We start from the raw sequence: 25,993 nt of genomic DNA on the forward strand, positions 1-25,993 counted from the left end.
CAAACGCTTTGACTGTTTGGTGATGATGGCGGAGGGGACCCACGCGTTCCCATCTCGAACACGACCGTTAAGCCCTCCAGCGTCGATGGTACTTGAACCGCAGGGTTCTGGGAGAGTAGAACGTTGCCAAGCATTGTTCCCTGATAGCTCAGTTGGTAGAGCACTCGACTGTTAATCGAGTTGTCACAGGTTCGAGTCCTGTTCGGGGAGCCATTGCTTCCATAGCTCAGTCGGTAGAGTGCATCCATGGTAAGGATGAGGTCACCGGTTCGATTCCGGTTGGAAGCTCCAGTAATTTTTTAAGTAAGGCCCGTTGGTCAAGTGGTTAAGACACCTCCCTTTCACGGAGGTAACAGGGGTTCGAGTCCCCTACGGGTCACCATTTTTCATTTCCCATGGAGGCTTAGCTCAGCTGGGAGAGCATCTGCCTTACAAGCAGAGGGTCGGCGGTTCGATCCCGTCAGCCTCCACCATTAACTTTATATGCCGTTGTAGCTCAACTGGTAGAGCAACTGACTTGTAATCAGTAGGTTGGGGGTTCAAGTCCTCTCGACGGCATGTTATTATTGGGGATTAGCCAAGCGGTAAGGCAACGGACTTTGACTCCGTCATGCCAAGGTTCAAATCCTTGATCCCCAGCCATTTTTTTTTACAACACATGAGTCATTAGCTCAGTTGGTAGAGCACCTGACTTTTAATCAGGGTGTCGTAGGTTCGAATCCTACATGACTCACCATTTGCCTTATTTACAACATGCGCGTATGGCGGAATTGGCAGACGCACTAGACTTAGGATCTAGCGGGTGACCGTGGGGGTTCAAGTCCCTCTACGCGCATTAAATCCTCACTTGTATTCATACAATTGAGGTACCCTGCGGAAGTGGCTCAGCGGTAGAGCATCGCCTTGCCAAGGCGAGGGTCGCGGGTTCGATCCCCGTCTTCCGCTCCAAAGTTTTATGCGCCCTTAGCTCAGCTGGATAGAGTATTTGACTACGAATCAAAAGGTCGGGAGTTCGAATCTCTCAGGGCGCGCCATTCTTCATTATAAGTTATAAACGTATCGGGACGTAGCTCAGCTTGGTAGAGCACCTGCTTTGGGAGCAGGGGGTCGCATGTTCAAATCGTGTCGTCCCGATCATTTCTTAAACTACGCGGGCGTAGTTTAATGGTAGAACTTCAGCCTTCCAAGCTGATCGCGCGGGTTCGATTCCCGCCGCCCGCTTACCAAGAAAGAGCCGCCTCCGGGTGGCTTTTTCTTTTATCAAGGGAATTGAACCAAGGGTTCGACCGTCCGTATAATCATCTATGAAACAACCCAAATAGGACGAGCGTCCAAATATACCGCCAGTGGCTTCCGTAGGAAGCAATTTAAATCCGGATTTGGAGTATTCCCGCCGCCCGCTTACCAAGAAAGAGCCACCTTCGGGTGGCTTTTTCTTTTATCCCAATATAGCGTCTAACTCCTTCTAATTAGGAAATAATACAAATCAATGCAGAACAGAATCTTATCAATACATTAATTACCACCGAAAAACGTACGGTTTTTTTATTTTAATACTATGTGTAGCGGACAGATTGTGGTAAAATATTCTGAAATGAGTTTTTATAGCGACTAGCTTTTGCAGAGAGAAGCATTAATGCATCATAGTGAATAGATGGGGTGGAGAGTCATGGTAGAGAGTGAGATCGTCCAACAAAAACAAAGTACGAATAACCTGCTGCGTAGAGATATTCGGTTTCTTGGACACATACTAGGCGAAGTTCTTGTACATCAAGGCGGCAATGATCTGCTGGATGTCGTTGAACGAATTCGCGAAATGAGCAAGTCGTTAAGAGCACACTATGTTATTGAGATCTATGATGAGTTTAAGAAAACGATATCTTCACTAGATCCGGAAATTCGCCATCAAGTGATACGCGCTTTTGCTATATACTTCCAACTAGTTAATATTGCTGAACAAAACCATCGTATTCGCCGTAAACGTGACTACGAGCGCTCATCAGGGGAATCTGTACAACCAGGTTCGATTGAAAGCATCGTACAAGAGCTTAAGAATACGAATGTGCCTTATTCCGAGGTACAAGAAATACTTAAAGCGATCTCTCTAGAGCTCGTAATGACGGCTCATCCAACGGAAGCTATGCGTCGTGCAGTGCTTGATATTAATCTGCGCATCTCTGACGACATGATGAAGCTGGACAACCCTAACTTAACGTACCGTGAGCGTGAGCAATTGCGTGAGAAGTTGTTGGGTGAAGTGCTTAACTTGTGGCAAACCGATGAGCTGCGTGATCGTAAACCGACGGTTATCGACGAAGTGCGTAACGGCTTGTATTATTTTGACGAGACGTTATTCGATGTATTGCCAGAAGTGTACCATGAGCTTGAGCGTTGTCTAAATAAATACTACCCAGAAGACAAATGGCATGTACCGTCTTTCTTGAAATTTGGATCTTGGATCGGCGGAGACCGTGACGGAAATCCATCTGTTAGAGCCAATGTGACATGGGAGACGCTTGGTCTACACCGCCAGTTGGCTTTGCAAAAGTATGAGGAAATCTTGAGAGAATCTTTAGCACACATGAGCTTTAGCAAGAACATTGTGAATGTGAGCGAAGCTCTAATCGATTCGATCCAATGTGATCGCGAAGCGATGGGGAATGTTCAGGATGTATGGCGCAATGAGAAAGAACCATACCGCATCAAGACAACTTATATGATCGAGAAGATTCATAATACGGGCAATGCGAATGTTCCTGCTGTACAGAAGTACAATAGCCCTGAAGAGTTTATTCAAGATTTGCAAGTTATGGAAACTAGTTTACGTGCGCATTTTGCAGACTATGTGGCTGATAAATATATTAAGAAGTTAATACGCCAAGTTGAGTTGTTTGGTTTCCACTTAGCTGCTCTAGATATCAGACAGCATAGTAAAGAGCATGAGAATGCGATGACGGAAATTTTGGCGAAGATGGGTATTACGCCGGATTATAGCAAGCTTTCGGAAGATGAGAAAATTTCACTGCTCACGAATGTTTTGAATGATCCACGTCCTATCACGTCTACGTACTTGGATTACACAGAAGGTACGAAAGAATGCCTAGATGTGTATCGCACAGTAGGTAAAGCGCAGAAGGAATTCGGACGTAATTGTATTAATAGTTACTTGATTTCGATGACGCAAGGTGCAAGTGACATGCTTGAGGTTGTTGTGTTTGCCAAAGAGGCGGGCCTATACCGCAGAGAGAGCGATGGAACCGTTACGAGTACTGTTCAGTCTGTTCCGCTTTTTGAAACGATTGACGACCTGCACGCGGCGCCTGGTATCATGAGCACATTGTTAGCGATCCCTGCATACCGAGATAGCCTTGATCCTGAAACACAGATGCACGAAATTATGCTGGGCTATTCCGACAGTAATAAAGACGGCGGTGTGATTACAGCGAACTGGGAGCTGCGTATGGCGCTTCAAGATATCACAGAAGCGGCAAAGAAATTCGGCGTGAAGTTGAAGTTCTTCCATGGACGTGGCGGTGCACTCGGACGTGGCGGCATGCCACTTAACCGAAGCATTCTAGCTCAACCGGTTGAAACGCTTGGTGGCGGCATTAAGATTACAGAGCAAGGTGAAGTACTTTCTTCCCGTTATTCCCTGCAAGGGATTGCTTACCGTAGTTTGGAGCAGGCGACATTTGCTTTGATCACAGCATCGAAGTTGTCCCGTTCCCCACAAAGACACCCGCTTGAAGATAAGTGGGAAAACATTATGCGTGGTATTTCGGAGCAAGCACAGACGAAGTATCAAGATCTTATTTTCAGAGACGAAGACTTCTTAACATTCTTCAAAGAATCTACACCGCTACCGGAGATTGGCGAGCTGAATATCGGTTCCCGTCCATCTAAGCGTAAAAATAGCGATAAGTTCGAAGATCTGCGTGCGATTCCATGGGTATTCTCATGGACGCAAACGAGATACCTGCTACCAGCATGGTATGCAGCGGGCACAGGCTTGCAAAGCTTTGCTCAAGGCAATGAAAGCAACCTAGCAGTCCTCAAAGAGATGTATGGGGATTGGTCATTCTTCCGCACAATGATTGATAATCTGCAAATGGCGTTAGCGAAAGCAGATCTTCTCATCGCGAAGGAATACGGCAGCTTGGTGAAGGAGTCCGCGATTGCAGAGCGTATTTTCAATCTGATCAAAGACGAGTATGAGTTGACGTCCTCGATTATTTTGCAAATTACAGGTCAGCAAGAGATTCTGGATAATGTTCCTGTTATTCAAGAATCCATCAAATTACGTAACCCATACGTGGATCCGCTTAGTTACATGCAGGTTGAGTTGCTTACTGAGCTGCGTGCACTGAGAGAAAACAATGAGGACGATGCGATTCTGCTTCGTGAAGTACTACTTACAATCAACGGGATTGCCGCGGGACTTCGGAATACGGGCTGATCCTTACGACAACATAAGAAAACAACAGGATGATAAAGTCGGGGGCTTGCAGCAATGCAGGCAGCTCGGCTTTTCCTGTAATTACGGGAATTGCCCAAGTCAGGGGGTGCGCGGCAGCATGGGGCGATGGTTGGCAATAGTCCTTGTCCTTATTGGGGCTTCAAGCTACGGCTTGCTTTCTTCATATATTAAAATGGCCTATGATCAAGGTTTCACAGATGGACAAATTACACCTGCTCAGATGACGATGGGGACCGTATTCGTATGGGTATTGATTCTTTTTCACAAAAAGTCGTGGGTAAATCCGTTTAGAGGTCCTTGGATCAAGTTGGGGTTGATTGGTATTTTTGGACTGTCGTTAACGACGGTCGTGTATAATATTGCGCTGCAAGAGTTAGAAGCTTCCTTATGCATTATTCTTCTCTTTCAATTTACGTGGATGACGATTGCTATGGATTGTATCGTGAAACGGAGATTGCCTAAACGCATGGAAGGGATTGCGATTGCGCTAATTCTGGCAGGGACGATTMTTGCAGTGAATGTGTTTGATACCAACTGGGGAGAGCTCAGTATTCTGGGTATACTATATGGACTTATCTCTGCGTTAGCGTATAGTGTTTTTCTGTTTTTCACGGGACAAGTCGAAAGTTCACTGCCTCCGCTCATGAATTCTGCGATCATGCTGACGGCTGCGCTGCCGATTATGTACGTTTTGTATCCGCCGACGGTTTTTGTTCATGACAATGGTGGTATGCTGTTGCTATGGGGGTTGCTGCTCGGGTTCCTAGGCCAGGTTGTACCGACCGTTTCATTTAATATCGGAATTCCCAAGATCGGAAGTGCACTTGCAGCCATGCTTGGATCTGTAGAGCTTCCAGTGGCTATTCTTGCGGCTTATTTACTCATTGGGGAACCGATTTCGGGGTTACAATGGGGAGGCATGGCCCTGATTCTAGGTGGAATTATAATTTCTGAAAACAAATCGTAATTTCTGCGTATATAGTAGTAGAGGGAATTTTAATATCAATAAATGGTTGTTGAATTGTCGAGAAGCCGGAGGAAAACCAATTGAACTTTGTTGAAGCACGACTGGCTAAGCTGGCCAGTAATGGGGATCGCAATGCTTTTGCAGAGCTCGTGGAGCTCTATAAAGACAAGATCTTTCATTTGGCTTACCGCATGCTGAATAACAAGCAAGAAGCCGAAGATGCCGTGCAAGAAACGTTCTTGCGCGTGTATACGAATTTACATCGATATGATGAGAATCAGAAGTTTTCGACGTGGATTTTTCGAATCGGGACAAACTTATGTATTGATAAGCTGCGACGAAGAAAGCAAACGTATTCGCTGGATGCTGAAATGACAGATGGCGAAGGCAATGATTATTATGCGATGCTACCTAGCGATGAGGATACACCAGAGAAACAACTGATGGTCTCTGAAACGCAGGCACAGATTCACCGAGCGATTGAGACGCTGCCAGAGAAATATAAATCGGTTGTCATTCTCAGGTATCTGCACGATATGTCACTACAGGAAATTAGTGATGTGCTCGACATGCCCGTCACCACGATCAAAACGCGTGTCCACAGGGGGCGGGAGTACTTACGAAAACGACTGGAGCAGGAGGAACAAGTTGTTAGTACAAATCCTGTTCGAATCTGAAACATATTTGAAATCAAAACGTATGGTATATCACAATATGCAAAAGTCTAAGAAAGGGGTGGCTGTAACGTGAATTGTAAAGAAGCCCTCCCGCTCATACATGAATATCTCGACGGTGATTTACCAAAGACGGATGCTCTACCTTTGAAAGAACATTTGATAGCCTGTCAGGCGTGTCATAACACTTTCAAACAGCTGGAGAAAACGGATGCTTTGGTTAGAATGCTGCCCTCCATTAAAGTACCTGATACGTTAACTGCACAGATTATGAGCGGCTTACCACCGATGAAAAAGAAGAATACCTGGACGGATTGGATTCGCAGACACCCTGCTGTATCGGTTGCTGTGGTTTTCGGAACGGTCATGTTCGGAAGCTTCATATCGATGTGGGATGACGATCAGAATCTTATGGTGCAGGGAAGTAACCTTCAGGATGTCGTTATTCAAGGGGATACAGTGATTGTGCCGCAAGGACATACTGTAAATGGTGATCTTGTGGTCAAACGCGGGGAACTGAAGGTTGAAGGCGATGTAACGGGGAATGTCGTCGTGATCGATGGTTCAGTCAACCTAGCCTCAACGGCGCACATTTCTGGAGAAGTCAAACAAGTCGATGAAGCATTGAGCTGGGTCTGGTACAAATTAGGTGAATTCGTAGGAAAAATCACGCCATAACGGAATGTCCCCTTATAGCTGAGACTATAGGGGGCTTTCTTCGTTTTTTACATAGGAAAAATGAACCAATTCTCGCGCGATGAGTCTAGATAAATAGAAGTATACTTAGCTTTATGTTATGATTCCTATATAGAGAGAACTTTGTTTAGTCGCCTGGGGGAGAATACAATGGATTTGCTCACGAGCATCTCGGCTAAGGATATTGTCGATATACTCATCGTTAGCTATGTGATTTATAAATTGATCCTAGTGGTGCGTGGGACAAGGGCTATTCAACTGATGAAGGGTATCCTGGTGGTCGTCATTACCTGGGTCATTAGTATTTGGTTTCAGTTAAGTACATTGCAATGGATGGTGAATCAAGCCTTTACGTTCGGGGTGCTTGGGGTTATTATTATTTTTCAACCGGAGCTAAGACGAGCCTTGGAGCAGTTAGGTCGAGGTAAGATATTCGGGAGTCGATCTTCTTCAGAAGAGGATCAAGATGTGAATAAAAGAATCAGCGAAGTGATTCGGGCTGCAAATTATTTGGCCAAACGTAAAATTGGAGCTTTGATTGTGTTTGAGAAAGATACGGGACTTACCGACTATGTCGAATCCGGTATTGCCATAGAGAGCAAAATCAGCGGAGAGCTGTTAATTAATATTTTTATCCCAAATACCCCTCTTCATGATGGCGCAGTTATTATTCGGCAAGGGCAGTTGATGGCCGCGGGTTGTTATTTGCCTCTGTCTGAAAATCCTTTCATTTCGAAAGAACTGGGGACTCGGCATCGTGCAGCGATCGGTATGAGTGAAGTTTCGGATGCGATGTGTGTGATTGTTTCGGAAGAGACTGGTCAAATATCACTAACGATGAACGGACATATCGTACGGGATATTAAAGAGGAATCGTTGATTTCTAAGCTTTTTGAAGAGTTAAAGCCTAAAGCGAAAACAAATGAAAAGAACCCTTTCATGAAATGGTGGGGAGGGCGTTCGAATGGATAAATGGTTACGTAATACAAACGTGGTACGGATTGTTGCGCTTGTTGTCGGGATACTGCTATGGGTAGTCGTCCATATGGAAGAAACGAATATATCCGGGAACACAGCGCTTCGTGAGCGAGTGGAAACGATTAATAATGTCTCCATCACAACCAAATATGATGAAACGCACTACTTCATCTCGTCGATGAATCCCGCGAATGTACAGGTGATTCTGAAAGGGAAGGAATCGTCCGTTAAGAAAGTGACGGCTAGCAATACGTATCAAATTCAATTGGATTTGACGCAGGTCGGCAAAGGCGACCATCAGGTTACCCTTTCACCGGTAGGGATACCTTCAGATGTGGGTGTGGAGATCGTTCCTAGAACGGTCCACGTCGTGATTGAAGAGCTGCAGATGAAAGAAGTACCTGTCGTCATTAATGTCAAAGGAACGCCTGCAGCAGGCCTCAAAGCGGGACAACCTATTGTGAAGCCAGGCAAGGTGTACATTACGGCACAGACGAGTAAACTCGATCAGATTGAGAATGTCCGCGGCGAGGTATCTGTGGATAAAGCACAATCAGCGGTGACGAAGCAGGTCAGATTGCAGGCTTTTGACAAGGAAGGCAAAGAAGTAACCCTTAACATTAATCCTTCGGTCGTCGATGTCGAGGTGCCTATCACAAGCCCGTTCCAAACCATTCCGTTGCAGATCAAAGTAAGCGGTGAACCTCCTGCAGGATTTGCTATCGCAATGATCACGCAAACCCCTGATAAGGTGACCGTATACGGCGCACAAGATGTCGTAGACCGCCTAGAATTCTATCAAGGGCCGCAGCTTAGTCTGCAGGATGTGAAGGAAACGAAAGATTTTTCACTGGACATTCCTCTCAGGAATAAAGTAACACAATTAGATCCTGCGAAGGTCACGGTTCATGTCGAGGTTGTGCCTTCAATCACGAAAGCTGTAGAGAACATACCGATTACGATTATTGGTCAAAATGAAAATTACGAAACCAAAGTGACGCAGCCAGCCTCGGCTACCTTGAATATTACGGTAGAAGGTGCTCCTGCCATTATTGATCAATTGAAAGTTCAAGATATTCAAGCGATACTAGATGTTAGTAATTTGCCACCTGGTAAGCATGAATTGAAAGTAACTTTAAATTTGCCTACTTTCGTGAAGTTAGGACTTCCGCAAGAAGTGAAGGCGATCGTAGAAATCAGCGAGAAAAATGTTAAAGCAGCAAAGCCATAATGGGGAATAGAGAAAGAGGAGAATACAAAAATGGGGAAATATTTTGGTACAGATGGTGTGCGTGGTGTCGCGAATGGCGAACTCACACCAGAATTGGCTTATAAGGTAGGACGCTGCGGTGGTTATGTGTTAACAAGACAGGCTAAACATCCGAAAGTCGTGATCGGGAGAGATACACGTATTTCGGGGCCAATGCTGGAAGCATCCCTTGTAGCAGGATTGTTATCGATTGGTGTTGAGGTCATTCGTATTGGTGTGGTGAGTACGCCAGCGGTTGCTTATTTGACGAAAAAGCTAGGCGCAGACGCAGGCGTTATGATCTCCGCTTCCCATAATCCGGTTGAAGATAACGGGATTAAGTTCTTTGGAGGCGACGGCTTCAAGCTATTGGATGAGACGGAGCTTGAGATTGAACAGCTGCTCGATGCAGCGGTGGATGAACTTCCTCGCCCGGTTGGCGGCGAGATCGGTACGGTTTCGGATCAGCCAGATGCGAAGCACCTTTATCTGGCGTTCTTAAAGGAGACGGTATCGAAGTCATTCGAGGGCGTGAAGGTTGTTCTTGATTGTGCGAATGGCTCAGCCTATGAGCTGGCGCCTTTGATTTTCCGCGAGCTCGGAGCGGAAGTGATCACCATCGGCGCGGAGCCGAATGGGCGCAACATCAACGATGATTGCGGATCCACTCACCCAGAGACGCTACGCGACGAGGTGGTTAAGCATGGCGCAGCCATCGGGTTGGCTTTTGACGGCGATGCGGATCGTCTGATCGCGATCGATGAGAAGGGCGATGAAGTCGACGGCGACTTCATCTTGAGTATCCTTGGCGATGCGCTGAATCGCAAAGGGAAGCTGAACCACGGCACCATTGTGACGACGGTGATGGCGAATATTGGCTTTTTCAAAGGCATTGAAAAAGCGGGCTTGAAGGCTCTGCAAACGGCTGTAGGCGATCGCTACGTGATGGAAGAAATGCGTAAAGGCGGCTACAACCTAGGCGGGGAGCAGTCGGGTCATGTTATTTTCTTAGATTACATCTCGACAGGTGATGGCATTCTAACGGCTTTGCAATTGGTAAATACGCTAGTTGAATCTGGGCGGAAGCTGAGCGATTTGAAAGGGATTATGCGTAAATTCCCGCAATTACTTGTTAACATCCGTGTAGCGGATAAAAGCAAGTTGAAGGACAATGCAGTAATCGAAGAAGCGATCCGTAAAGTTGAAGATGAGCTTGGCGATAACGGCCGCGTGTTGGTTCGTCCTTCAGGCACAGAGTCCTTGATTCGTGTTATGGCGGAAGGCCCAGACAAGGAACAAGTGGAAGCATACGTTCACGATATTGCGAAGGTAATTCAAGAGCAATTAGTCTAATTTCATAGGTTGCTAGTCCCTCATTTTGCTAGAAAATAGGGAGATGGGGGATCCGGCATGCCAAAAACAAGTTGCATTACGGGGTCAAAATGCATATGATGAAGTTACTCAAGAAGGAAAGGCAGGGCAGAGGTTGTTAGTACTAAATAGCGCCAGAACTCGCAAGCGGGACGGAAATGTAGCCAAACGGCTGCTACTACGCGGTGAGTTGACGAGGTGAAGGTGTTCGAAACATTCGGCGGGGACCTTCCGGCACGAGGAGTGCCGTTAAGTTGGAGAGCAAAATCGTTCGGGCGACCGGGCAGACAAGTATCCAACATCTATTAATGTTTTTCTCACATGTACACGTAATGAACGCCCTTATAGATGGTTTATTTAGTTATGTTTAATAGTGAAAGTAGATCCTTGACAAACAGCCCTTGTAGAAGAGGCTTATAAAAATTTGGAGGTTGTAACTATGTGCGGTATTGTTGGTTATATTGGAAAGCGTAATTCTCAGGAGATTCTATTGGAAGGCCTCAAAAAGCTAGAGTACAGAGGCTATGATTCTGCTGGGGTTGCGGTGTATACGGCGGATGGATTGCAAATTAAGAAGGCTAAAGGCCGTATTGCGAACTTAGAGTCGAAGCTGGATGAAACGCCATTGAACGGAAGCGTTGGCATCGGGCACACACGTTGGGCGACACACGGTAAGCCATCGGACGTGAATTCGCATCCGCACACCGATAATTCTTTGAAATTCTCCGTTGTGCATAACGGGATTATTGAGAATTATATTACGCTGAAAGAAGAGTTGATCGCGAAAGGCCATGTTTTCGTATCGGAGACGGATACAGAGGTTATTTCGCATTTGATCGCGAGTTTGTACGAGGGCGATATCCTCAAAGCGGTTCAGAAGGCCGTGAAGCACATGACAGGAGCGTTTGCGCTTGGTGTTTTGACAGAGTTCGAACCAGACCGCCTCGTTGCTGTGCGTCAAGCTAGCCCGCTTATTATCGGGATTGGCGAAGGCGAGAACTTCATTGGTTCAGATATTCCAGCGATTCTAGAGTATACACGTAACGTGTTCATTCTGAATGATGGCGAAATGGCGCTATTAACGCGTGATGCTGTCGAATTAATGACGTTAGAGGGGAATTTTATTTCCAGGGAAATGTTCCATGTCGATTGGGACATTGTTACGGCGGAAAAAGCCGGATTTGATCATTTCATGTTGAAAGAAATCTATGACCAACCGAAGGCGTACCGCGATACGATGGGAAGTCGTATTTCGCCTGACGGTAAGAGTGTGATGTTGAATGAGCTTACGATTACGCCGGAGGCGATTCGTAATATCAGTCGTGTGCATATCGTCGCGTGTGGTACAGCATTCCATGCTGGTATGGTTGGAAAGTATGTTATTGAGAAAATGGCGCGTATTCCGGTGGAAACGGATGTAGCGTCTGAATATCGTTATCGTTCCCCGATTATCACAAAGGATACGCTTGTGATTGTCGTAAGCCAATCCGGTGAAACGGCGGATACGTTGGCAGCACTTCGTGAGGCGAAACGCTGTGGCGCACATGTGTTGGCGATTACGAATGTTGTAGGAAGTTCCGTTGCGCGTGAGGCGAACGATATCATTACAACATGGGCAGGACCGGAAATTGCGGTAGCTTCGACGAAAGCGTACACGTCACAATTGATCGCGTTCTACCTCTTGGGCTTGCACCTAGCGCAAACATTGGGCACGCAAACGCCTGAGGAAATTGCTGAAGTGATTGCAGCGATGAAGGAATTGCCTGCGCAAGTTAGCGAGATCCTCGAGCAAGCGGAAGCTTTGAAGGTTGTAGCTGAAGAGATGGCAAAGCATGATAATCTGTTCTTTATCGGCAGAGGTTTGGATTATGCGGTAGCGCTTGAAGGTTCTTTGAAGTTGAAAGAGATCTCGTACATCCACTCCGAGGCGTATGCAGCTGGTGAGTTGAAGCACGGAACACTTGCGTTGATCGAGGATGATATTCCGGTGATCGCGTTAGCAACACAACACGAGCTGCTGGAGAAAACCGTGAGCAATATTAAAGAAGTGAAGGCGCGTGGCGCGAACGTGCTGGGTATTGCTGTGGAAGGTGAGACGGAGCTGCAGAAGTCAGTTGATAGTACGTTCATTATTCCAAAAACGTTGGATGTATTGACGCCTGCGTTGTCTGTCATTCCTTTGCAGTTGTTGTCTTACTACGCGTCGTTGGCGCGTGGAAATGACGTTGATAAGCCTAGGAATTTGGCGAAGAGTGTGACGGTGGAGTAGGATAAATCATATTCCTCCTTATATTATTTATATCAAATCGAACGATCCTGAGACATATCTCAGGATCGTTTTTTTGTTAAAGTCTAATGCACCAATTGCTCTAAATCAGGCTGAAGTTTATTTCGCAGCACATAGAGCATGACCGCCCCGACCAAGAAGGCAACGGCATCCGCGATAACGAGCGACCAGACAACACCATGGAAGCCATTCATACGATTTTTTCGGTTTCAGCAACGCGATTTGGATCCTGTCTATCGTTGTGGCTTTCCTTGCACTCCTTACCTTATTCCTTTCGATGAAAAACCGTATGGCGATGGTGTCAGCACCTGTAACGCCGAAGCCGATTGGATAAACGATGACGTTAGTGTGGGTTGTGTTTTATTCCGTTTGCATAGGGTGGGGGGCTATGATAAAATGCAATCAATAAAGGAGTGATTGGGATGACGGAGGAGAGCAACTCACACGACATGTGTGCAACTTCAAGCGAACGAAAGAGTCACCATTCCGATAAAGCCAAGAGTAATCTAATCACCCGATTGAACCGGATCGAGGGGCAAATTCGTGGGGTTAAGGGGCTTATTGAGAAAGATACGTACTGTGACGATGTGCTGAATCAGATTTCATCCATCCAATCCGCGTTAAATGGGGTAAGTAAGCAATTACTTGAGCATCATATGAAAAGCTGTGTGATTGATCGCATCCAAGAAGGCGATGAAGAAGTAATAACCGAGTTACTAACAACGATCAATAAACTCATGAAATGACGGATCTGATCTGGGGATCATACCAACGTAGCTAAAAGGACTTCACCAAATAGGTGAGGTCCTTATGTGAGTTAAACGCTATGTGCTTATTTCTTGATAAGGTTCAACTTAATCGCCTGTTGTTCCGTTAGAATAAACTCCTGTTGAGGCCAAATATCCTCATCTTTATCTCTGCCGAAGAGACGAAGGAGCTCTAGCCACACGCCCTTTTCTATAGCCTCTGCAGCTGTGATCATGATCTTCATAATAAAACACCTCCTGTGTTTTATTTACACGGATTTATTGCTTTTTAAACGAATTAGGCAAGATGTTCCGAAGGTGTTCTATGGAATAGGATATGCGCAAGGGTATGAATTCATCCTCGTAAAGTCAGATATAACCGAGAATCGTATAGGACTGTGGGAACACATGTGCATGCCTAGGGAACCCCTCAGACAAAATTAATTTCCGACTTGACTAATATAGGGTAGGGGGGTATACTAAAAACAAGATCTGGTTGTTGAACAATTTCAAGTTGGCCATACTGAAGTAGTCGGTAACCTTTTACCAAGAAGAAATTAAATTCAACATATAAAGGAGAATGAAACGATGCAAAATGTAACGTTGAAAGTAGCAGGCATGTCCTGTAACCACTGTGTGAATTCCGTTGAGGGTGCTTTGAAAACAATAGGTGCTTCAGGGAAAGTTGACTTAGCGAACGGAACGGTCCATGTGGAATTTGATGAAAATAAGCTAACGCAAGATGCGATCAAAGAAGCGATTGAAGAGCAAGGCTACGACGTCAACTAAAAGAGGTGTAGATGATGGAAAATGCTGATGCTGCAACAAATACGAAGCAAACATCACTGCAGATAACGGGAATGACATGCGCCGCTTGTGCGAATCGCATTGAAAAGGGTTTGAACAAGTTGGAAGGGGTCACGGAAGCCAATGTTAACTTCGCGATGGAACGAGCAACAGTAACTTATGATCCTAATCGAATCGATGCTGCGAAGATGGAACAAAGCATTCAGAAGCTAGGCTATGACACGGCGAAGGAAGCCGTTGATTTGCAGCTTGAAGGCATGACCTGCGCGGCTTGTGCCCAACGGATTGAGAAGACCCTAAACAAGTTGCCTGGTGTGAGAGCAGCTACGGTAAATTTTGCAATGGAAACGGCCCATGTCGTATACAATTCAGCCGAGCTTGCGGTATCGGATATGCAGAAGCGGGTGGAGAAACTCGGTTACAAAGCGATCCCAAAACAAGAGCAAGGCGACCCCTCAGAGCATAGGCAGCAGGAGATTAGTAAGCAAAAGCGCAAGCTTCTGTTATCTGCGATCTTATCGTTGCCGTTGCTGTGGTCGATGGTCAGCCACTTTTCGTTTACTTCATGGATTTGGATACCGGAATTGTTCATGAACCCGTGGTTTCAATTGATTATGGCAACGCCGGTTCAATTCTACATTGGTAGACAATTCTACGAAGGTGCTTATAAAGCGCTGCGAAATGGCTCTGCCAACATGGATGTACTGGTTTCACTGGGGACTTCAGCCGCCTACTTCTATAGTCTGTATTTGACGATCGACTGGGTGATCGGTGGCGCCAGCATGCATCATGGGCCGTCTCTGTACTATGAAACAAGTGCTGTGCTGATTACGTTAGTCATCATGGGCAAATTGTTTGAATCTCTGGCTAAAGGACGGACATCAGAAGCGATTAAGTCTTTGATGGGGCTGCAAGCGAAGACTGCGCTGGTTATCCGCGAAGGCCAAGAGCTCAACATACCCATTGAAGAAGTGGTGACGGGGGATATCGTGCTTGTCCGTCCAGGAGATAAAATTCCGGTAGACGGAGAAGTGCTAGAAGGTCAATCCTCTGTTGACGAATCGATGCTCACCGGAGAAAGTCTGCCCGTAACCAAGAAACCTGGTGATGCGGTAATCGGAGCAACCATCAATAAAAATGGAAGGCTTCGCATGCAAGCGACCAAGGTTGGGAAAGATACTGCACTGGCACAAATTATTAAAGTCGTCGAAGAAGCGCAAGGTTCGAAAGCACCGATTCAACGGGTAGCCGATGTTATTTCGGGGATATTCGTTCCCATTGTTGTGGGTATTTCACTTGTCTCCTTCCTAGTCTGGTATTTCATCGTGACGCCGGGCGATTTTGCTGGGGCTTTGGAGAAAGCCATAGCCATCTTGGTTATTGCCTGTCCTTGTGCGCTGGGCTTAGCGACACCGACTTCGATTATGGCGGGATCAGGGCGCGCAGCCGAACTGGGTATTTTGTTCAAAGGCGGCGAGCATCTGGAGAAGACCCATCAGATTGATGTAATCATTTTAGATAAAACAGGTACAGTCACCCAAGGAAAGCCAGCACTTACCGATGTGTACGCCGAAGGTGACGAAGCCGAATTCCTACGGCTTGTAGGCGCCGCGGAGAGAAACTCGGAGCATCCCCTCGCAGAAGCGATTGTTGCAGGGATTAGAGACATGGGTATTGAACTAACCGCCGTAGAATCATTCGAAGCTATCCCTGGGTATGGTATTAAAGCTGTCGTTGAAGGGAAAGAGCTACTCATCGGGACGCGGCGTCTCATGGAGCAATTCGGTGTAGATGTGAAGGAAGCTGATGACGACATGATGTCGAAGCTGGAGGAGTCCGGTAAAACAGCGATGCTTGTTGCCATTGATAAAGGGTACGGGGGTATAGTAGCTGTAGCCGATACCGTGAAAGAAACGTCACATGCCGCGGTTAGCCGTTTGAAGGCTATGGGCCTACAGGTCATCATGATCACTGGTGATAACGAGCGGACAGCCAGAGCGATCGCAGCTCAAGTGGGTATTGAGCATGTTCGTGCGGAGGTTCTACCCGAAGGCAAAGCGGAAGAAGTGAAAAAACTTCAAGCGCAAGGAAAGAAAGTGGCGATGGTTGGAGATGGTATTAACGATGCACCGGCGCTAGCGACGGCTGATATCGGGATGGCGATCGGAACGGGTACGGATGTGGCCATGGAGGCTGCCGATGTGACACTCATGCGCGGGGACTTAGCCAGTATTCCGGATGCGATCTACATGAGCCGCCAAACGATGCGCAACATCAAACAAAATTTGGTCTGGGCACTCGGATACAACACGTTAGGTATACCTATTGCTGCGCTTGGCTTATTAGCGCCTTGGGTGGCGGGCCTAGCCATGGCATTAAGCTCAGTTTCTGTTGTTCTTAATGCACTGCGTCTTCAACGTGTGAAGATCCATAAAGAATTGACCTAAATATAGGAGAGAGTAGCGCATGTATATGCATAAAATAGGGCTTATCTCAGCTATGCTCGCGGTACTGTTTCTGAGCGCATGCGGCAGTGTCAGAGAAGCCTCCTCGAGCAAGAGTCAGCATGGCAGCCATGAGGCAGCCTCCAGCCCAGCAAGTGCCGATGGACATAGTGGACATGGGGGCGAAACGCCGAAGGCATCCCCGAAGGTGAACGCATCGTTCACCTTCGGATCGGCAAATCTGAAAGCGAATGAGAGTTCAGAATTAACGATCCAAATTGCGGACGGTGCCGGCAAACCAGTTACTGATTTTCAAGTAAATCATGAGAAGTTGCTGCATTTGATAATTGTGAATCACAATCTATCGTCCTTTCAACATATCCATCCGACTTACCAAGGAAATGGCAAGTTTACGGTCAGCACAAGCTTCGATGCAGGTGGGGATTATAAGCTCATTGCTGATTTTATTCCTAGTGGCGGAACGAGCACTACGCTCAGTCAATGGGTGAAGGTTGCCGGTAAAGAGGCGGAACATACCGTGCTTAAAGCGGATGCCAAGCTTCAGCAAGTGGTTAGCGGTAAAGCTGTTGAACTTTCCTTGAGCAGTTTAAAAGCCAACGAAGATGTTACGCTTAGTTTTATGATTCGAGACGCTCAGACGAACAAAGAGATCACGAATCTGCAGCCTTACTTAGGCGCTGTAGGCCATGTTGTGATTCTGTCAGCTGATGCCGAGCAATACATTCATGTACATCCGCTTGAGGAGAAGGCGACGGGTCCTATTGCTAAGTTTGCAACCTCATTCCCAGAAGCGGGAGTCTATAAGCTGTGGGGCCAGTTCCAGCATAACGGAGAGGTGTTTACAGTGCCTTTCGTCGTTAATGTGAAATGAGTCCGTATACGCACAAGAATAAGCCCTTTCGTCCTTCCATAAGAAGGATGGGGGCTTATTTAAATTTGAGGGTTTAGGGCTTCCCTTTTACACTGGAATAGTCGAATGTGCACGTAGTGAGGGTTATAGTTCGAATTTACCCACCTATTAGTGATCGTTCGTGGAGATTCGTACGAGTAGTTCGATTTCCCCCAATTAAAATGCCCTAAACCAGCTGTCACTGTGAAAATCTGTCGATTAGTTCGGAAAAATCGAATTATCGTGCGATTTTTGGTCTACTTGTTGTTTTTAAGTAGGATGTTTCGGACTATTGGCTCTTGGTTAGTGTGTTCAGTAGATTAGGCAGGCAGCTGCTGCTTGGTGAACGGTCGGGTTATGCTCCGCTTACTAGGCCATCATCGTTTGGTTATAAGGCGCCTATTCTCACTATCCCTTTGGCTAAGAATAAAAAAGCCTAAATAGAATGATCGAAATCCTATTCCTATCGTTTCCCCGTAACCGACTTCATCTTCAAAGCCGTCTCATAGTTAGTAAAATGAACATAATCCCCATGCATCCACAGAAGGAGCGCATCTTCTTGCCCGTTGTTCTTGGCTAGGACGGGTCTCACGTTGTTGTGAGAAGAACCGGTAGTCACGGCTGTTGAATCCCACGTTTTACCATAATTGGTCGTGTGCCAATGCTCAATTTCGAATATCCCATTGACTGAACGCGACAGATATACGTTGGCCGGGTTGTCATGATCCAGTATAAGGCCGCCCGAGTAGAAGGGCTCCCGTTCCACGGCGCCTTGCTCGGTCTGCGGGAACCAGGACCCGCCGACTGTCATTTCATGACTCTCCCAGGAGTCGCCGTTCCAATAGCTGTACCAATAACGGTGGTCTGTATTGGCGTGGAAAACGGCGTATACGATAGCGGGATGCCCTTTGGCATCCACGGCAATATCCCAGATCCAAGCCTTCGCACCATGCAGGGTTCCGTCGAACACGACATCGGCTTCACGGGGAAGCATAGGCAGATTAGCTAGTGATTTAATGGTTGAACCGTCCGCATGAGAGAGGTTGCCATCTTGGATGCAACCGCAGTAGATGCTGTTGTGCGGTTCTATATTGGGGTGTCCGTCGGTAAAAGCAAACCAGATGGTATCCTCGCCATTGCTTGTATATTTGACGTAGGGGCGGGCTCCTTCTCCCATGATTAAGGTTTGAGGTTCCGACCATGTCCCCTCTTTATCGGGTAAGGAACTGAAATTGGGTTTGAAATTACCGCCACGCCAGAACAAATACTGCTTGTGTTCCTGACGGAGATGAATCGGATTGGGGTATGTATATCCATGCATGCCGCTCGTATTCTCTGGAAGTTCTTGCTCAGCGCCAAAGGATGCGATTTCCTCTGCCGTTTCCATTTGACGGTAATACATCGTCTTTCCATTATGAGCAGAGTAGTAGATAATTGCACGTCCATCGGTAGGGATATACAGCGAGGGATTCGCATGATCATCTTTCTGCAAACTTGGCTTAATCATAAGGGAGTTAACTGAACCGTCACGATGATCATAGGTACCGATCATGACGTGGCCCTGTTTCGTTAACCATCCGACATAGGTTCGGTCCTGCTGCCCGACATAACGGACTGCTCGTGGGTCAGCGAAGAAACACCACGCCCCATCCTCAGTAAAACTTAAATGATGTTCTCCTCGCATAGCCATCCATTCCTCCTTCATATGCTTTTCGTCCCTTCATGCATTCGGACGCGGGATACGTGGAAATGTCCGGAATTTCCTACATTCTACATCATCCATTCTGAGCTGTGAAGTTCGAATTTGGCRTGCTTTTTCTGGCAGATCGACCAAGAAAGTCTCTTCATAAACGCCTTATACTGAAAGGTGATTCGAGGGAGGAGAATGCTTCTTATGCAATATCGGAAATTTGGCCATACACAATGGGATGTTTCGGAAATCGGTTTCGGAGGCTGGCAGATTGGCGGCGGCGGAGCTTTCGGACAAGTGGATGATCGTCATTCAGTTAAAACCCTGCTTGAAGCCTGGGATCGGGGTGTCAACCTGGTAGATACAGCTCAAATGTATGGGAAAGGCCACTCGGAGGAAGTTATCGGCAAGGCACTCAAGGAATGGCACCACAATCATATTTATATCGCTTCCAAGGTGCAACCAGTTCAATGGCCGCATCCAAATGAGCTTGATCCAACTATGACAGGGCGCTATCCCAAAGCTCACATTCGCAAACAGTGCGAAGACAGCTTGACCAGGCTCGGGGTGGATACCATTGATTTGTATCAGTTGCATGGTTGGTTCCCTAGGGGGTTGGAGGATCGCGAATGGCATGAGGCGTTGATGGAGCTCCAGAAAGAAGGAAAAATCCGAGAATTCGGCGTGTCTATTCGCGATTATCGCCCGCAGGACGGTATTGCGCTAGCAGAGGCGGGGCTGATCCAAGCTGAGCAGGTTGTTTATAATATTTTTGAACAGAGGCCAGCAGAGGAGCTGTTACCTGTATGTAAGAAGAATGGCGTGGCTGTCCTTGCCCGAGTTCCCTTCGATGAAGGTTCGCTGATCGGCAGCTGGGTGCCAGAAACCTACGAGACTTTCGCTCCAGGCGATGTTAGACGGAGCTATTTCAAGGGCGAACGTTTTCTGCGGACGCTGGAGAAGGTGGATGTGATCAAACGGATGATCCGTGAATACGATGCGACGATGACGCTTGCCGAAGTTGCACTTCGGTTCTGTCTGTCAGATGAAGCTGTAAGCTGCGTCATTCCGGGGATGCGCAACGTGGAGGAAGTGGAAGCCAATCTCAAAGTTTCAGATGGGCAGCCGTTGCCGACAGAGCTGCTGCAGCAATTGAAAGTGTTCAATTGGCCACGCAATTATCATAATCCGGATACGTTGGTGGATCCGTTATGAGTGCTTTTGCCCGATTCCAGAAGCGTCTTAAGGAGAAAGCGGACGATGTTCGGGCTCGTCCCGTCACTTACGTGGCTTTCGGTGATAGTGTGACCCAAGGATGTATGGAATACGCGACCATCGAGCATGAGCAAGTCTACCACAATCTGCTTAAGAATCGCATCGTGAAACGGTATCCTACGACGATTCTGAATGTCATCAATGCTGGTGTATCTGGTGATACGGCAGTGAAGTCGGAGCCGAGATGGCAGCGGGATGTGATTGCGTATCAACCGGATCTCGTTACCATTGGCTTCGGTGTGAATGATTGTCATGCCGGGGAGGCGGGGCTTAAGCCATATTTGGAAAAAATGGACGCGTTCGTGCGAACTGTGAAGCGGGATACAGAAGCAGATCTTCTGTTGCTTACGCCGAACATGATGATGTTGCATGATAACGATTCCATGCATGAGAGGGATAGAACGGTTGTGTCTCGCTTCTCAGATACGGCGGAGAAGGGATATTTGCGGCTGTATACCCTTGCGCTGAGGGAGTATATGGAGCAAGAAAAGCTGGCATACGTGGATATGTATGCGCTATTCGAGAACTGGTTGCTGGAGGGGCAAGCGCCTCATGTTAGATTAGCCAATGGCATCAATCACCCGGATCGTGCCCTGCATGTCCAATTGGCTGAACGGATCGAAGCTCGGATATTCGAAGAACACGATTAACTTCAACAGAAAGTGGGGAGCGCCTCATGTTCGATCAGGCGAAGTGGATATGGAAGTCGGGAGACCGAAGACCGATTAATGAGCACATCCTTTTTCGGAAAACGTTTACATACGAGGTAGAGGTAGCTAATCGAGCTATACTGTCTATCTCTGCGGATACCAAGTTTAGGTTATGGGTGAATGGAGCGGAGCTTGGAGAAGGCCCAATTCGTTCCACAGCGGATCATTGGTATTATGATGAGTTTGATATTACTCACCTATTGCGACCAGTTATGAATGTAATTGCCGTGCAGGTCTGGCACTATGGTCATTCCAATTATCAATACATTGAGAATGAAGCGGGACTTATTGCTGAGTTATCCTTGCACGGCTCCGCCGGTATTCAAGTGATCGGAACAGATGAAACATGGCTTTGTTGTAGGMATGAGGGATATGATGCTGATGTCGTCAAGCGAAATGTGAATCTGGGGTGGATGGAAATATACGATGCGAACGCGATGAGCGAACAATGGGTGCTCCCATCCTACGATGACGAGAGTTGTTGGGTGAGAAGTGAAGTTGTTGCTCCTTACGGAGGCGCGCCTTGGGGCGGACTGTACCCCCGAGTCATTGAGCCGTTGTCCACACAGATCGTCAGGCCGAAGCAGATCCTCGCACTTAGTGAAATTGTACCCATCCGCCAAGTGATATCCGTTAATATGCGGGATAATCTGTATCCAGGCTCGCGGGATGCGAATGCGAAGATATTCAGCGGATTTTTGGCCGTTAGGCTGGTGGCTGAGGCAGAAACTAAAGGTCGTCTAACGTTCGCACATTCCAAATGGAACAGTGTTCAGGGACGCTTCAAGATAGATGACCGCTGGTATGTTCATAATGACGAGATACGGCTGGCGGCCGGTGAGCATCTATTCATGATGGAAATTTGCGGTGTTCATAATGATTTGTTCAGCCATTTGGAATTCAATTTCGATACAGAGCTGCGGTTCGCACATCCTACTGGTGGCGATCAAGCCGCCTCATTCGTAACCATTGGCCCATTCGAGACGATCGAGTCGTATGCCGACGGCTTTCAGCCTGTATACGGGGGCGTTGAGAAGCGAACGGGTTTGAATCATGAGCATCCGCTGCTGCTGGAAATCGGAGCTTGCTCCACCTTGAAGGCATTCGAGGCGTACCATGACATGTGCAAGACGGTTCATCCTAGGCATGTACTCGTAAATAAAATGATTTATTCGTTGATGATGCGCAAACGATTCGTCAAGCACTATCCCATTACGAACCGTCTGGAGCGAATGCTCCATGACCATCTGCTGCCGACTGTGCTTCCCGATACCGTAGAAGGCGGGGATCTCGAATTCATATTGGATTTCGGGAAAATATACGTAGGGACGATTGAATTAGAGATTGATGCGGCTCTAGGAACGGTGCTCGATGTCTACGGATTCGAAAACCGTGTCAATGGCGTCAATGCCTATACATCAGGCTGCAATAATTCATTCCGGTACATATGTTGTGAAGGTAGACAGGTGTTTAAGAGCTTCACCCGGATGGGCTTCCGGTATTTGATCGTCACCGTGCGCCAAGCGGATACGCAGGTCCATCTGCACCGAATCCAGCTGCAGCAGTCTAGCTATCCAGCTACGGATAAAGCGCTATTCCGCTGCTCAGATCCCTTGCTGAATGATATTTGGGAAATTTCCAGGCATACGTCGCACATGTGCATGGAGGATACGTTCGTCGATTGTCCCACCTATGAGCAGGTATTCTGGGTAGGGGACTGCCGAGTGAGCGCACTTGTGAACTATCAGTTGTTCGGTTCCTACGAGCTTGTCAGGCATTGCTTGGAAATGGTGCCGCGTTCGCGGAGTCAAAGTCCGCTTCTGCTTGCCTTATTTCCTACGGATTGGCAGGCAGCGATTCCGATGTGGACCTTTAGTTGGATTATCGCCTGTAAGGAGTATGTCGACTATAGCGGAGATCATACATTCATTGAGGCCATCTATCCGGAAATTAGGATAACCCTTGATGCATATAGGGGATTTCTCAACGAAGATGGCCTGTTTGATACGAGTTCTTGGAATATGCTCGATTGGGCGCCAATCGATATTCCCTCTGTTGGTGTAGTCACAGCGCAGCAGGCGCAGCTGGCCCAATGCCACCGAATCGCAGCGGAGATGGCGGAATCGCTGGGACTATTCAGCGATGCGGAGAGTCTGCTTCATCACACGGAGCAGTTGAAGAGGGCTATTGATGAACATTTATGGGACGATGATGCTCAAGTCTACCTAGACGGTATCTATCGTAACGGTAAGCTTTCGACAACGACAAGTCTCCAGACACATGTGTTACTTTATCTGGCGGACTGTCTTGGAGAGCGGCAGGCGGCTATTATCGAGCMTCAGCTGCTGAATCCACCGGAGGAGTGGATTCAAATTGGCTCTCCCTTCTTCTCATTCTATTTGTTTGAAGTATGGAAGCGTTTCGGTGAACTCGATCGCACTTTGGCGCAGATCAAGACCGACTGGGGCCAAATGATCCGACACGGTGCTACCACCACGTGGGAAACCTTTCAAGTATTCCCAAGGAGTCATGCGCATGCATGGTCGGCTGCGCCGGCTTTTGTCCTTGGGAATCAGCTATTGGGCATTGAGAAAGTAGAGGAGGGCTACCAGAAAATTCGAATCGTCCCGCCTGTGACGGAACTGCTCTGGGCAGAGGGAAGCGTTCCGACTGCTTATGGGCGTATCGATGTTTCATGGTCGAAGGAAGAGGGAAAACGAGTCATGCACATAACAGTTCCACGCGATATTCAAGTAGAGGGAATCCCTGAGCAGTTGGCGGATTGGGACATTCAGATTCATGTGATCGGCTAGATCGGAATGGATCTGTTCAGGCAGGTGCTGACGGTTAAGCTTCCTTCTGACTTTTGCGGAATTTGCCGGGCGAGATTCCATGCATCTGTTTAAAAAGTTTATTGAAAAAACTCAAGTCGTCGAAGCCGACCTCTTGGGCAATCTGTAAAATGTTGCTATTCGTAGAAAGCATCAGCTCTTTCGCTATCCGTATACGAATTTCATTACGGAATTCAATGAAGGTCTTGCCCATGTACTGCTTAAATCTAGATGTGAAGGCAGACTGGCTCATGCCGCACATTTGGCTGACTTGGGCAAGTGACAGCGGGTTGGCGTGGTGCAGCTCGATAAACTCAGCAACACGCTCAATGATTTTATGCTCAGAGGCTAGCGCTGTCATCGGTTTGTGCAGCATTTGGTCGTAACACCGGCTGAGGAATACGAACATTTCGATTAGCCTAGTCTTCACGAGCAGGCGATAACCGAGCATCTTCTCGGTGTATTCGCTAAGGATGCGGTCAAGCAGCTGTTTCATCTCGATCCGTTGGTGTGGATTCAGCCTGAGATGGGACTGGAAATGCACGGACTGCCGCAGAAAAGGCTCCACGTAGAAGAAGTCGACGAACGACGTTACGTTGGATAACGATTGCAGCTCGTGACTCAAGATGGAAGGAGCAAACAGGATGTTGTACACGATAAGATGCTCATCCACGAAATAAGCATGCTCGACATCCGGCTCGATGACGAAGACATCACCTTCCTGAATAAGATATTCCGATCCTGCATAGATATGGCGACCCGATCCCTCTACCACATACACAAACTCGACGAATTCGTGTGAATGTGGCTTGACGGATTCTTTTTTTTTGAACGTGTACTGCTCGAGATGAAAGGGAAAGTCATACGCTTCCAAGTAACTTTCATTGTCAAATCGGGTCATCGGGCAAGACCTCCGGAAAGGAAGATAAGTGCTTTATTTCTTTTTATCATAGATTATTTCCATCTAGAAGGAAAGCTGGCAAATCACCTTGAAACTCTGACGGATTCACCAAGTCTGCTCCCTTGTACGCATGATAAAGTGAGATTAAAGTACAGAAAGTACAAAAGGAGCTGGCTGCCATGACCAACGCAATTCAATCGCTATTAACCTTGGAGCAACGCACATTTTATCAAGAGAACGGGTTCGTACAAGTCGATAATGTCCTGAATGAGCAAGAATTAATTGAGCTCCGTCAATGTATGGAAGAAGTGATGGTCGAGGAGTCTGCGTCGCTGTCCTTGCAAACGGATAAAAAAGGCGGCAGCTATTACCGCGTGCTTAACCAGCGTGTTAACGTCTGGCGGGACCATGCCGGCATGCATAAGTATTCATTCAACCCGCGGTTTGCGCAGATGGCACTTGAACTTACGGGTGCAAGTGGAATCCGTCTCTTTCACGATCATGCCCTGTGGAAAATGCCAGGCGATTCGAAACCGACCCCATGGCATCAAGATTACCCTTATTGGCCGATGACGGAGCAGGGAGCTATGTCGATATGGATCGCACTCGATGATGTGGATGAGTCGAATGGTTGCATGATGTTCGTACCGAAATCGCAAAATGCCGGTAAACTGAACCATATCGATTTGGCCAATCCGCAAGATCTATTCGAGTTTGTGAAGGGGACCGATTATGAGAATGCGAAGCCTGTGAAGGTGCCGTTAAAAGCAGGAAGCTGTACGTTTCATAATGGACTTACCTTTCACTATGCACACTCGAATGTAACGGATAAACCGAGACGTGCGCTAGCGATCATTTACATGCCGGACGGAACGACCTTTAACGGGAAGAAGCATGCGATCACGATGGATCTGAACTTGCAGGAAAATCAACCGCTGGCAGGTCGAATGTTCCCACTATTAGCCTCCAGATCGTAAGGA

General features: G+C 47.3%; 20 protein-coding genes, 12 tRNA genes and 1 rRNA gene. 29 read left to right on the plus strand and 4 right to left on the minus strand.

Going from position 1 to position 25,993, the window contains the following annotated elements:
- The first annotated feature begins 15 nt into the window (after window positions 1-15).
- The 21 genes from rrf to glmS all read left to right on the plus strand — a co-directional run bounded on the left by rrf (window position 16) and on the right by glmS (window position 12,681).
- Window positions 16-132 (plus strand): 5S ribosomal RNA (gene rrf, locus AC1DLM_RS24365).
- Window positions 133-137: 5 nt separating this feature from the next.
- Window positions 138-213: transfer RNA gene (locus tag AC1DLM_RS24370), tRNA-Asn, on the plus strand.
- A gap of 2 nt (window positions 214-215) precedes the next feature.
- Window positions 216-291: transfer RNA gene (locus tag AC1DLM_RS24375), tRNA-Thr, on the plus strand.
- Between the two features lie 16 nt (window positions 292-307).
- A tRNA-Glu gene (locus AC1DLM_RS24380) sits at window positions 308-382 on the plus strand.
- 15 nt (window positions 383-397) lie between these two features.
- Window positions 398-473: transfer RNA gene (locus AC1DLM_RS24385), tRNA-Val, on the plus strand.
- 12 nt (window positions 474-485) lie between these two features.
- Window positions 486-558: transfer RNA gene (locus AC1DLM_RS24390), tRNA-Thr, on the plus strand.
- A 9-nt stretch (window positions 559-567) separates the two neighbouring features.
- A tRNA-Gln gene (locus tag AC1DLM_RS24395) sits at window positions 568-642 on the plus strand.
- Window positions 643-660: 18 nt separating this feature from the next.
- Window positions 661-736, plus strand: a tRNA-Lys gene (locus AC1DLM_RS24400).
- A 19-nt stretch (window positions 737-755) separates the two neighbouring features.
- Window positions 756-835: transfer RNA gene (locus tag AC1DLM_RS24405), tRNA-Leu, on the plus strand.
- 38 nt (window positions 836-873) lie between these two features.
- Window positions 874-948, plus strand: a tRNA-Gly gene (locus AC1DLM_RS24410).
- A 9-nt stretch (window positions 949-957) separates the two neighbouring features.
- Window positions 958-1,034 (plus strand) — tRNA-Arg (locus AC1DLM_RS24415).
- A 26-nt stretch (window positions 1,035-1,060) separates the two neighbouring features.
- Window positions 1,061-1,134, plus strand: a tRNA-Pro gene (locus tag AC1DLM_RS24420).
- Between the two features lie 16 nt (window positions 1,135-1,150).
- A tRNA-Gly gene (locus AC1DLM_RS24425) sits at window positions 1,151-1,221 on the plus strand.
- 448 nt (window positions 1,222-1,669) lie between these two features.
- Window positions 1,670-4,456, plus strand: a complete 2,787-nt coding sequence (gene ppc / locus AC1DLM_RS24430) for a phosphoenolpyruvate carboxylase (protein WP_477571417.1) — start codon at window positions 1,670-1,672, stop codon at window positions 4,454-4,456.
- A 118-nt stretch (window positions 4,457-4,574) separates the two neighbouring features.
- A complete protein-coding gene (locus tag AC1DLM_RS24435) occupies window positions 4,575-5,444 on the plus strand; it encodes a DMT family transporter (RefSeq protein WP_477571418.1) in 870 nt (289 codons plus the stop codon).
- Between the two features lie 80 nt (window positions 5,445-5,524).
- Window positions 5,525-6,121, plus strand: a complete 597-nt coding sequence (gene sigW / locus AC1DLM_RS24440; protein WP_441991495.1) for an RNA polymerase sigma factor SigW — start codon at window positions 5,525-5,527, stop codon at window positions 6,119-6,121.
- Between the two features lie 69 nt (window positions 6,122-6,190).
- Window positions 6,191-6,796: a zf-HC2 domain-containing protein gene (locus tag AC1DLM_RS24445; RefSeq protein WP_477571419.1), complete on the plus strand. Its 606-nt coding sequence runs from the start codon at window positions 6,191-6,193 to the stop codon at window positions 6,794-6,796.
- A 168-nt stretch (window positions 6,797-6,964) separates the two neighbouring features.
- Window positions 6,965-7,786 (plus strand): diadenylate cyclase CdaA, encoded by an 822-nt coding sequence (gene cdaA, locus AC1DLM_RS24450; RefSeq protein WP_173119988.1) that lies wholly within the window; start codon window positions 6,965-6,967, stop codon window positions 7,784-7,786.
- Window positions 7,779-9,023 carry a CdaR family protein gene (locus AC1DLM_RS24455; protein ID WP_441991493.1) on the plus strand — a complete coding sequence of 415 codons (1,245 nt, stop codon included), beginning with the start codon at window positions 7,779-7,781 and terminating at the stop codon, window positions 9,021-9,023. The genes cdaA and AC1DLM_RS24455 overlap by 8 nt, the downstream gene beginning before the upstream one ends.
- Before the next feature lie 30 nt (window positions 9,024-9,053).
- On the plus strand, window positions 9,054-10,394 hold the full coding sequence (gene glmM, locus AC1DLM_RS24460; protein WP_477571420.1) for a phosphoglucosamine mutase: 1,341 nt from the start codon (window positions 9,054-9,056) through the stop codon (window positions 10,392-10,394).
- 457 nt (window positions 10,395-10,851) lie between these two features.
- A complete protein-coding gene (gene glmS / locus AC1DLM_RS24465; protein ID WP_477571421.1) occupies window positions 10,852-12,681 on the plus strand; it encodes a glutamine--fructose-6-phosphate transaminase (isomerizing) in 1,830 nt (609 codons plus the stop codon).
- Between the two features lie 83 nt (window positions 12,682-12,764).
- Here glmS and AC1DLM_RS24470 read toward each other — a convergent pair whose 3' ends face one another.
- Window positions 12,765-12,893, minus strand: a complete 129-nt coding sequence (locus AC1DLM_RS24470) for a hypothetical protein (protein WP_441991490.1) — start codon at window positions 12,891-12,893, stop codon at window positions 12,765-12,767.
- 228 nt (window positions 12,894-13,121) lie between these two features.
- On the opposite strand from AC1DLM_RS24470, the gene AC1DLM_RS24475 reads away from it, so the two are divergent.
- Window positions 13,122-13,445, plus strand: a complete 324-nt coding sequence (locus tag AC1DLM_RS24475; RefSeq protein ID WP_441991489.1) for a metal-sensitive transcriptional regulator — start codon at window positions 13,122-13,124, stop codon at window positions 13,443-13,445.
- Between the two features lie 86 nt (window positions 13,446-13,531).
- On the opposite strand, the gene AC1DLM_RS24480 is transcribed toward AC1DLM_RS24475, so the two are convergent.
- Window positions 13,532-13,690 carry a hypothetical protein gene (locus AC1DLM_RS24480; RefSeq protein WP_171638530.1) on the minus strand — a complete coding sequence of 53 codons (159 nt, stop codon included), beginning with the start codon at window positions 13,688-13,690 and terminating at the stop codon, window positions 13,532-13,534.
- A 343-nt stretch (window positions 13,691-14,033) separates the two neighbouring features.
- Here AC1DLM_RS24480 and AC1DLM_RS24485 point away from each other — a divergent pair, with 343 nt between their 5' ends.
- From AC1DLM_RS24485 to AC1DLM_RS24495, 3 genes are read left to right on the plus strand one after another with little or no spacing between them, the layout of a single operon-like run.
- The gene (locus AC1DLM_RS24485; RefSeq protein ID WP_477571422.1) at window positions 14,034-14,234 is read left to right on the plus strand and encodes a copper ion binding protein; all 201 of its coding nucleotides are present in this window, start codon (window positions 14,034-14,036) and stop codon (window positions 14,232-14,234) included.
- A gap of 11 nt (window positions 14,235-14,245) precedes the next feature.
- On the plus strand, window positions 14,246-16,699 hold the full coding sequence (locus AC1DLM_RS24490; RefSeq protein ID WP_477571423.1) for a heavy metal translocating P-type ATPase: 2,454 nt from the start codon (window positions 14,246-14,248) through the stop codon (window positions 16,697-16,699).
- Between the two features lie 19 nt (window positions 16,700-16,718).
- Window positions 16,719-17,588 (plus strand): hypothetical protein, encoded by an 870-nt coding sequence (locus AC1DLM_RS24495; protein WP_477571424.1) that lies wholly within the window; start codon window positions 16,719-16,721, stop codon window positions 17,586-17,588.
- 481 nt (window positions 17,589-18,069) lie between these two features.
- On the opposite strand, the gene AC1DLM_RS24500 is transcribed toward AC1DLM_RS24495, so the two are convergent.
- A complete protein-coding gene (locus tag AC1DLM_RS24500) occupies window positions 18,070-19,296 on the minus strand; it encodes a BNR-4 repeat-containing protein (protein ID WP_441991485.1) in 1,227 nt (408 codons plus the stop codon).
- A gap of 204 nt (window positions 19,297-19,500) precedes the next feature.
- On the opposite strand from AC1DLM_RS24500, the gene AC1DLM_RS24505 reads away from it, so the two are divergent.
- Genes AC1DLM_RS24505 through AC1DLM_RS24515 form a run of 3 tightly spaced genes read left to right on the plus strand, consistent with a single transcriptional unit; the run spans window position 19,501 to window position 24,094 of the window.
- Window positions 19,501-20,511, plus strand: coding sequence for an aldo/keto reductase (locus tag AC1DLM_RS24505; RefSeq protein ID WP_441991484.1), 1,011 nt, complete (start codon window positions 19,501-19,503; stop codon window positions 20,509-20,511).
- Window positions 20,508-21,221, plus strand: coding sequence for an SGNH/GDSL hydrolase family protein (locus AC1DLM_RS24510; RefSeq protein ID WP_477571425.1), 714 nt, complete (start codon window positions 20,508-20,510; stop codon window positions 21,219-21,221). The genes AC1DLM_RS24505 and AC1DLM_RS24510 overlap by 4 nt, the downstream gene beginning before the upstream one ends.
- A 26-nt stretch (window positions 21,222-21,247) precedes the next feature.
- Window positions 21,248-24,094 carry a family 78 glycoside hydrolase catalytic domain gene (locus AC1DLM_RS24515; protein WP_477571426.1) on the plus strand — a complete coding sequence of 949 codons (2,847 nt, stop codon included), beginning with the start codon at window positions 21,248-21,250 and terminating at the stop codon, window positions 24,092-24,094.
- A 34-nt stretch (window positions 24,095-24,128) separates the two neighbouring features.
- On the opposite strand, the gene AC1DLM_RS24520 is transcribed toward AC1DLM_RS24515, so the two are convergent.
- Entirely contained in the window at window positions 24,129-25,013 is an 885-nt protein-coding gene (locus AC1DLM_RS24520; protein ID WP_477571427.1) for a helix-turn-helix domain-containing protein, read from the minus strand.
- Between the two features lie 179 nt (window positions 25,014-25,192).
- Between AC1DLM_RS24520 and AC1DLM_RS24525 the strand changes: the two genes are divergently transcribed.
- A complete protein-coding gene (locus tag AC1DLM_RS24525) occupies window positions 25,193-25,990 on the plus strand; it encodes a phytanoyl-CoA dioxygenase family protein (protein WP_056618113.1) in 798 nt (265 codons plus the stop codon).
- The last annotated feature ends 3 nt before the right edge of the window (window positions 25,991-25,993 follow it).

The organism is Paenibacillus sp. 01T442, from assembly GCF_056398345.1.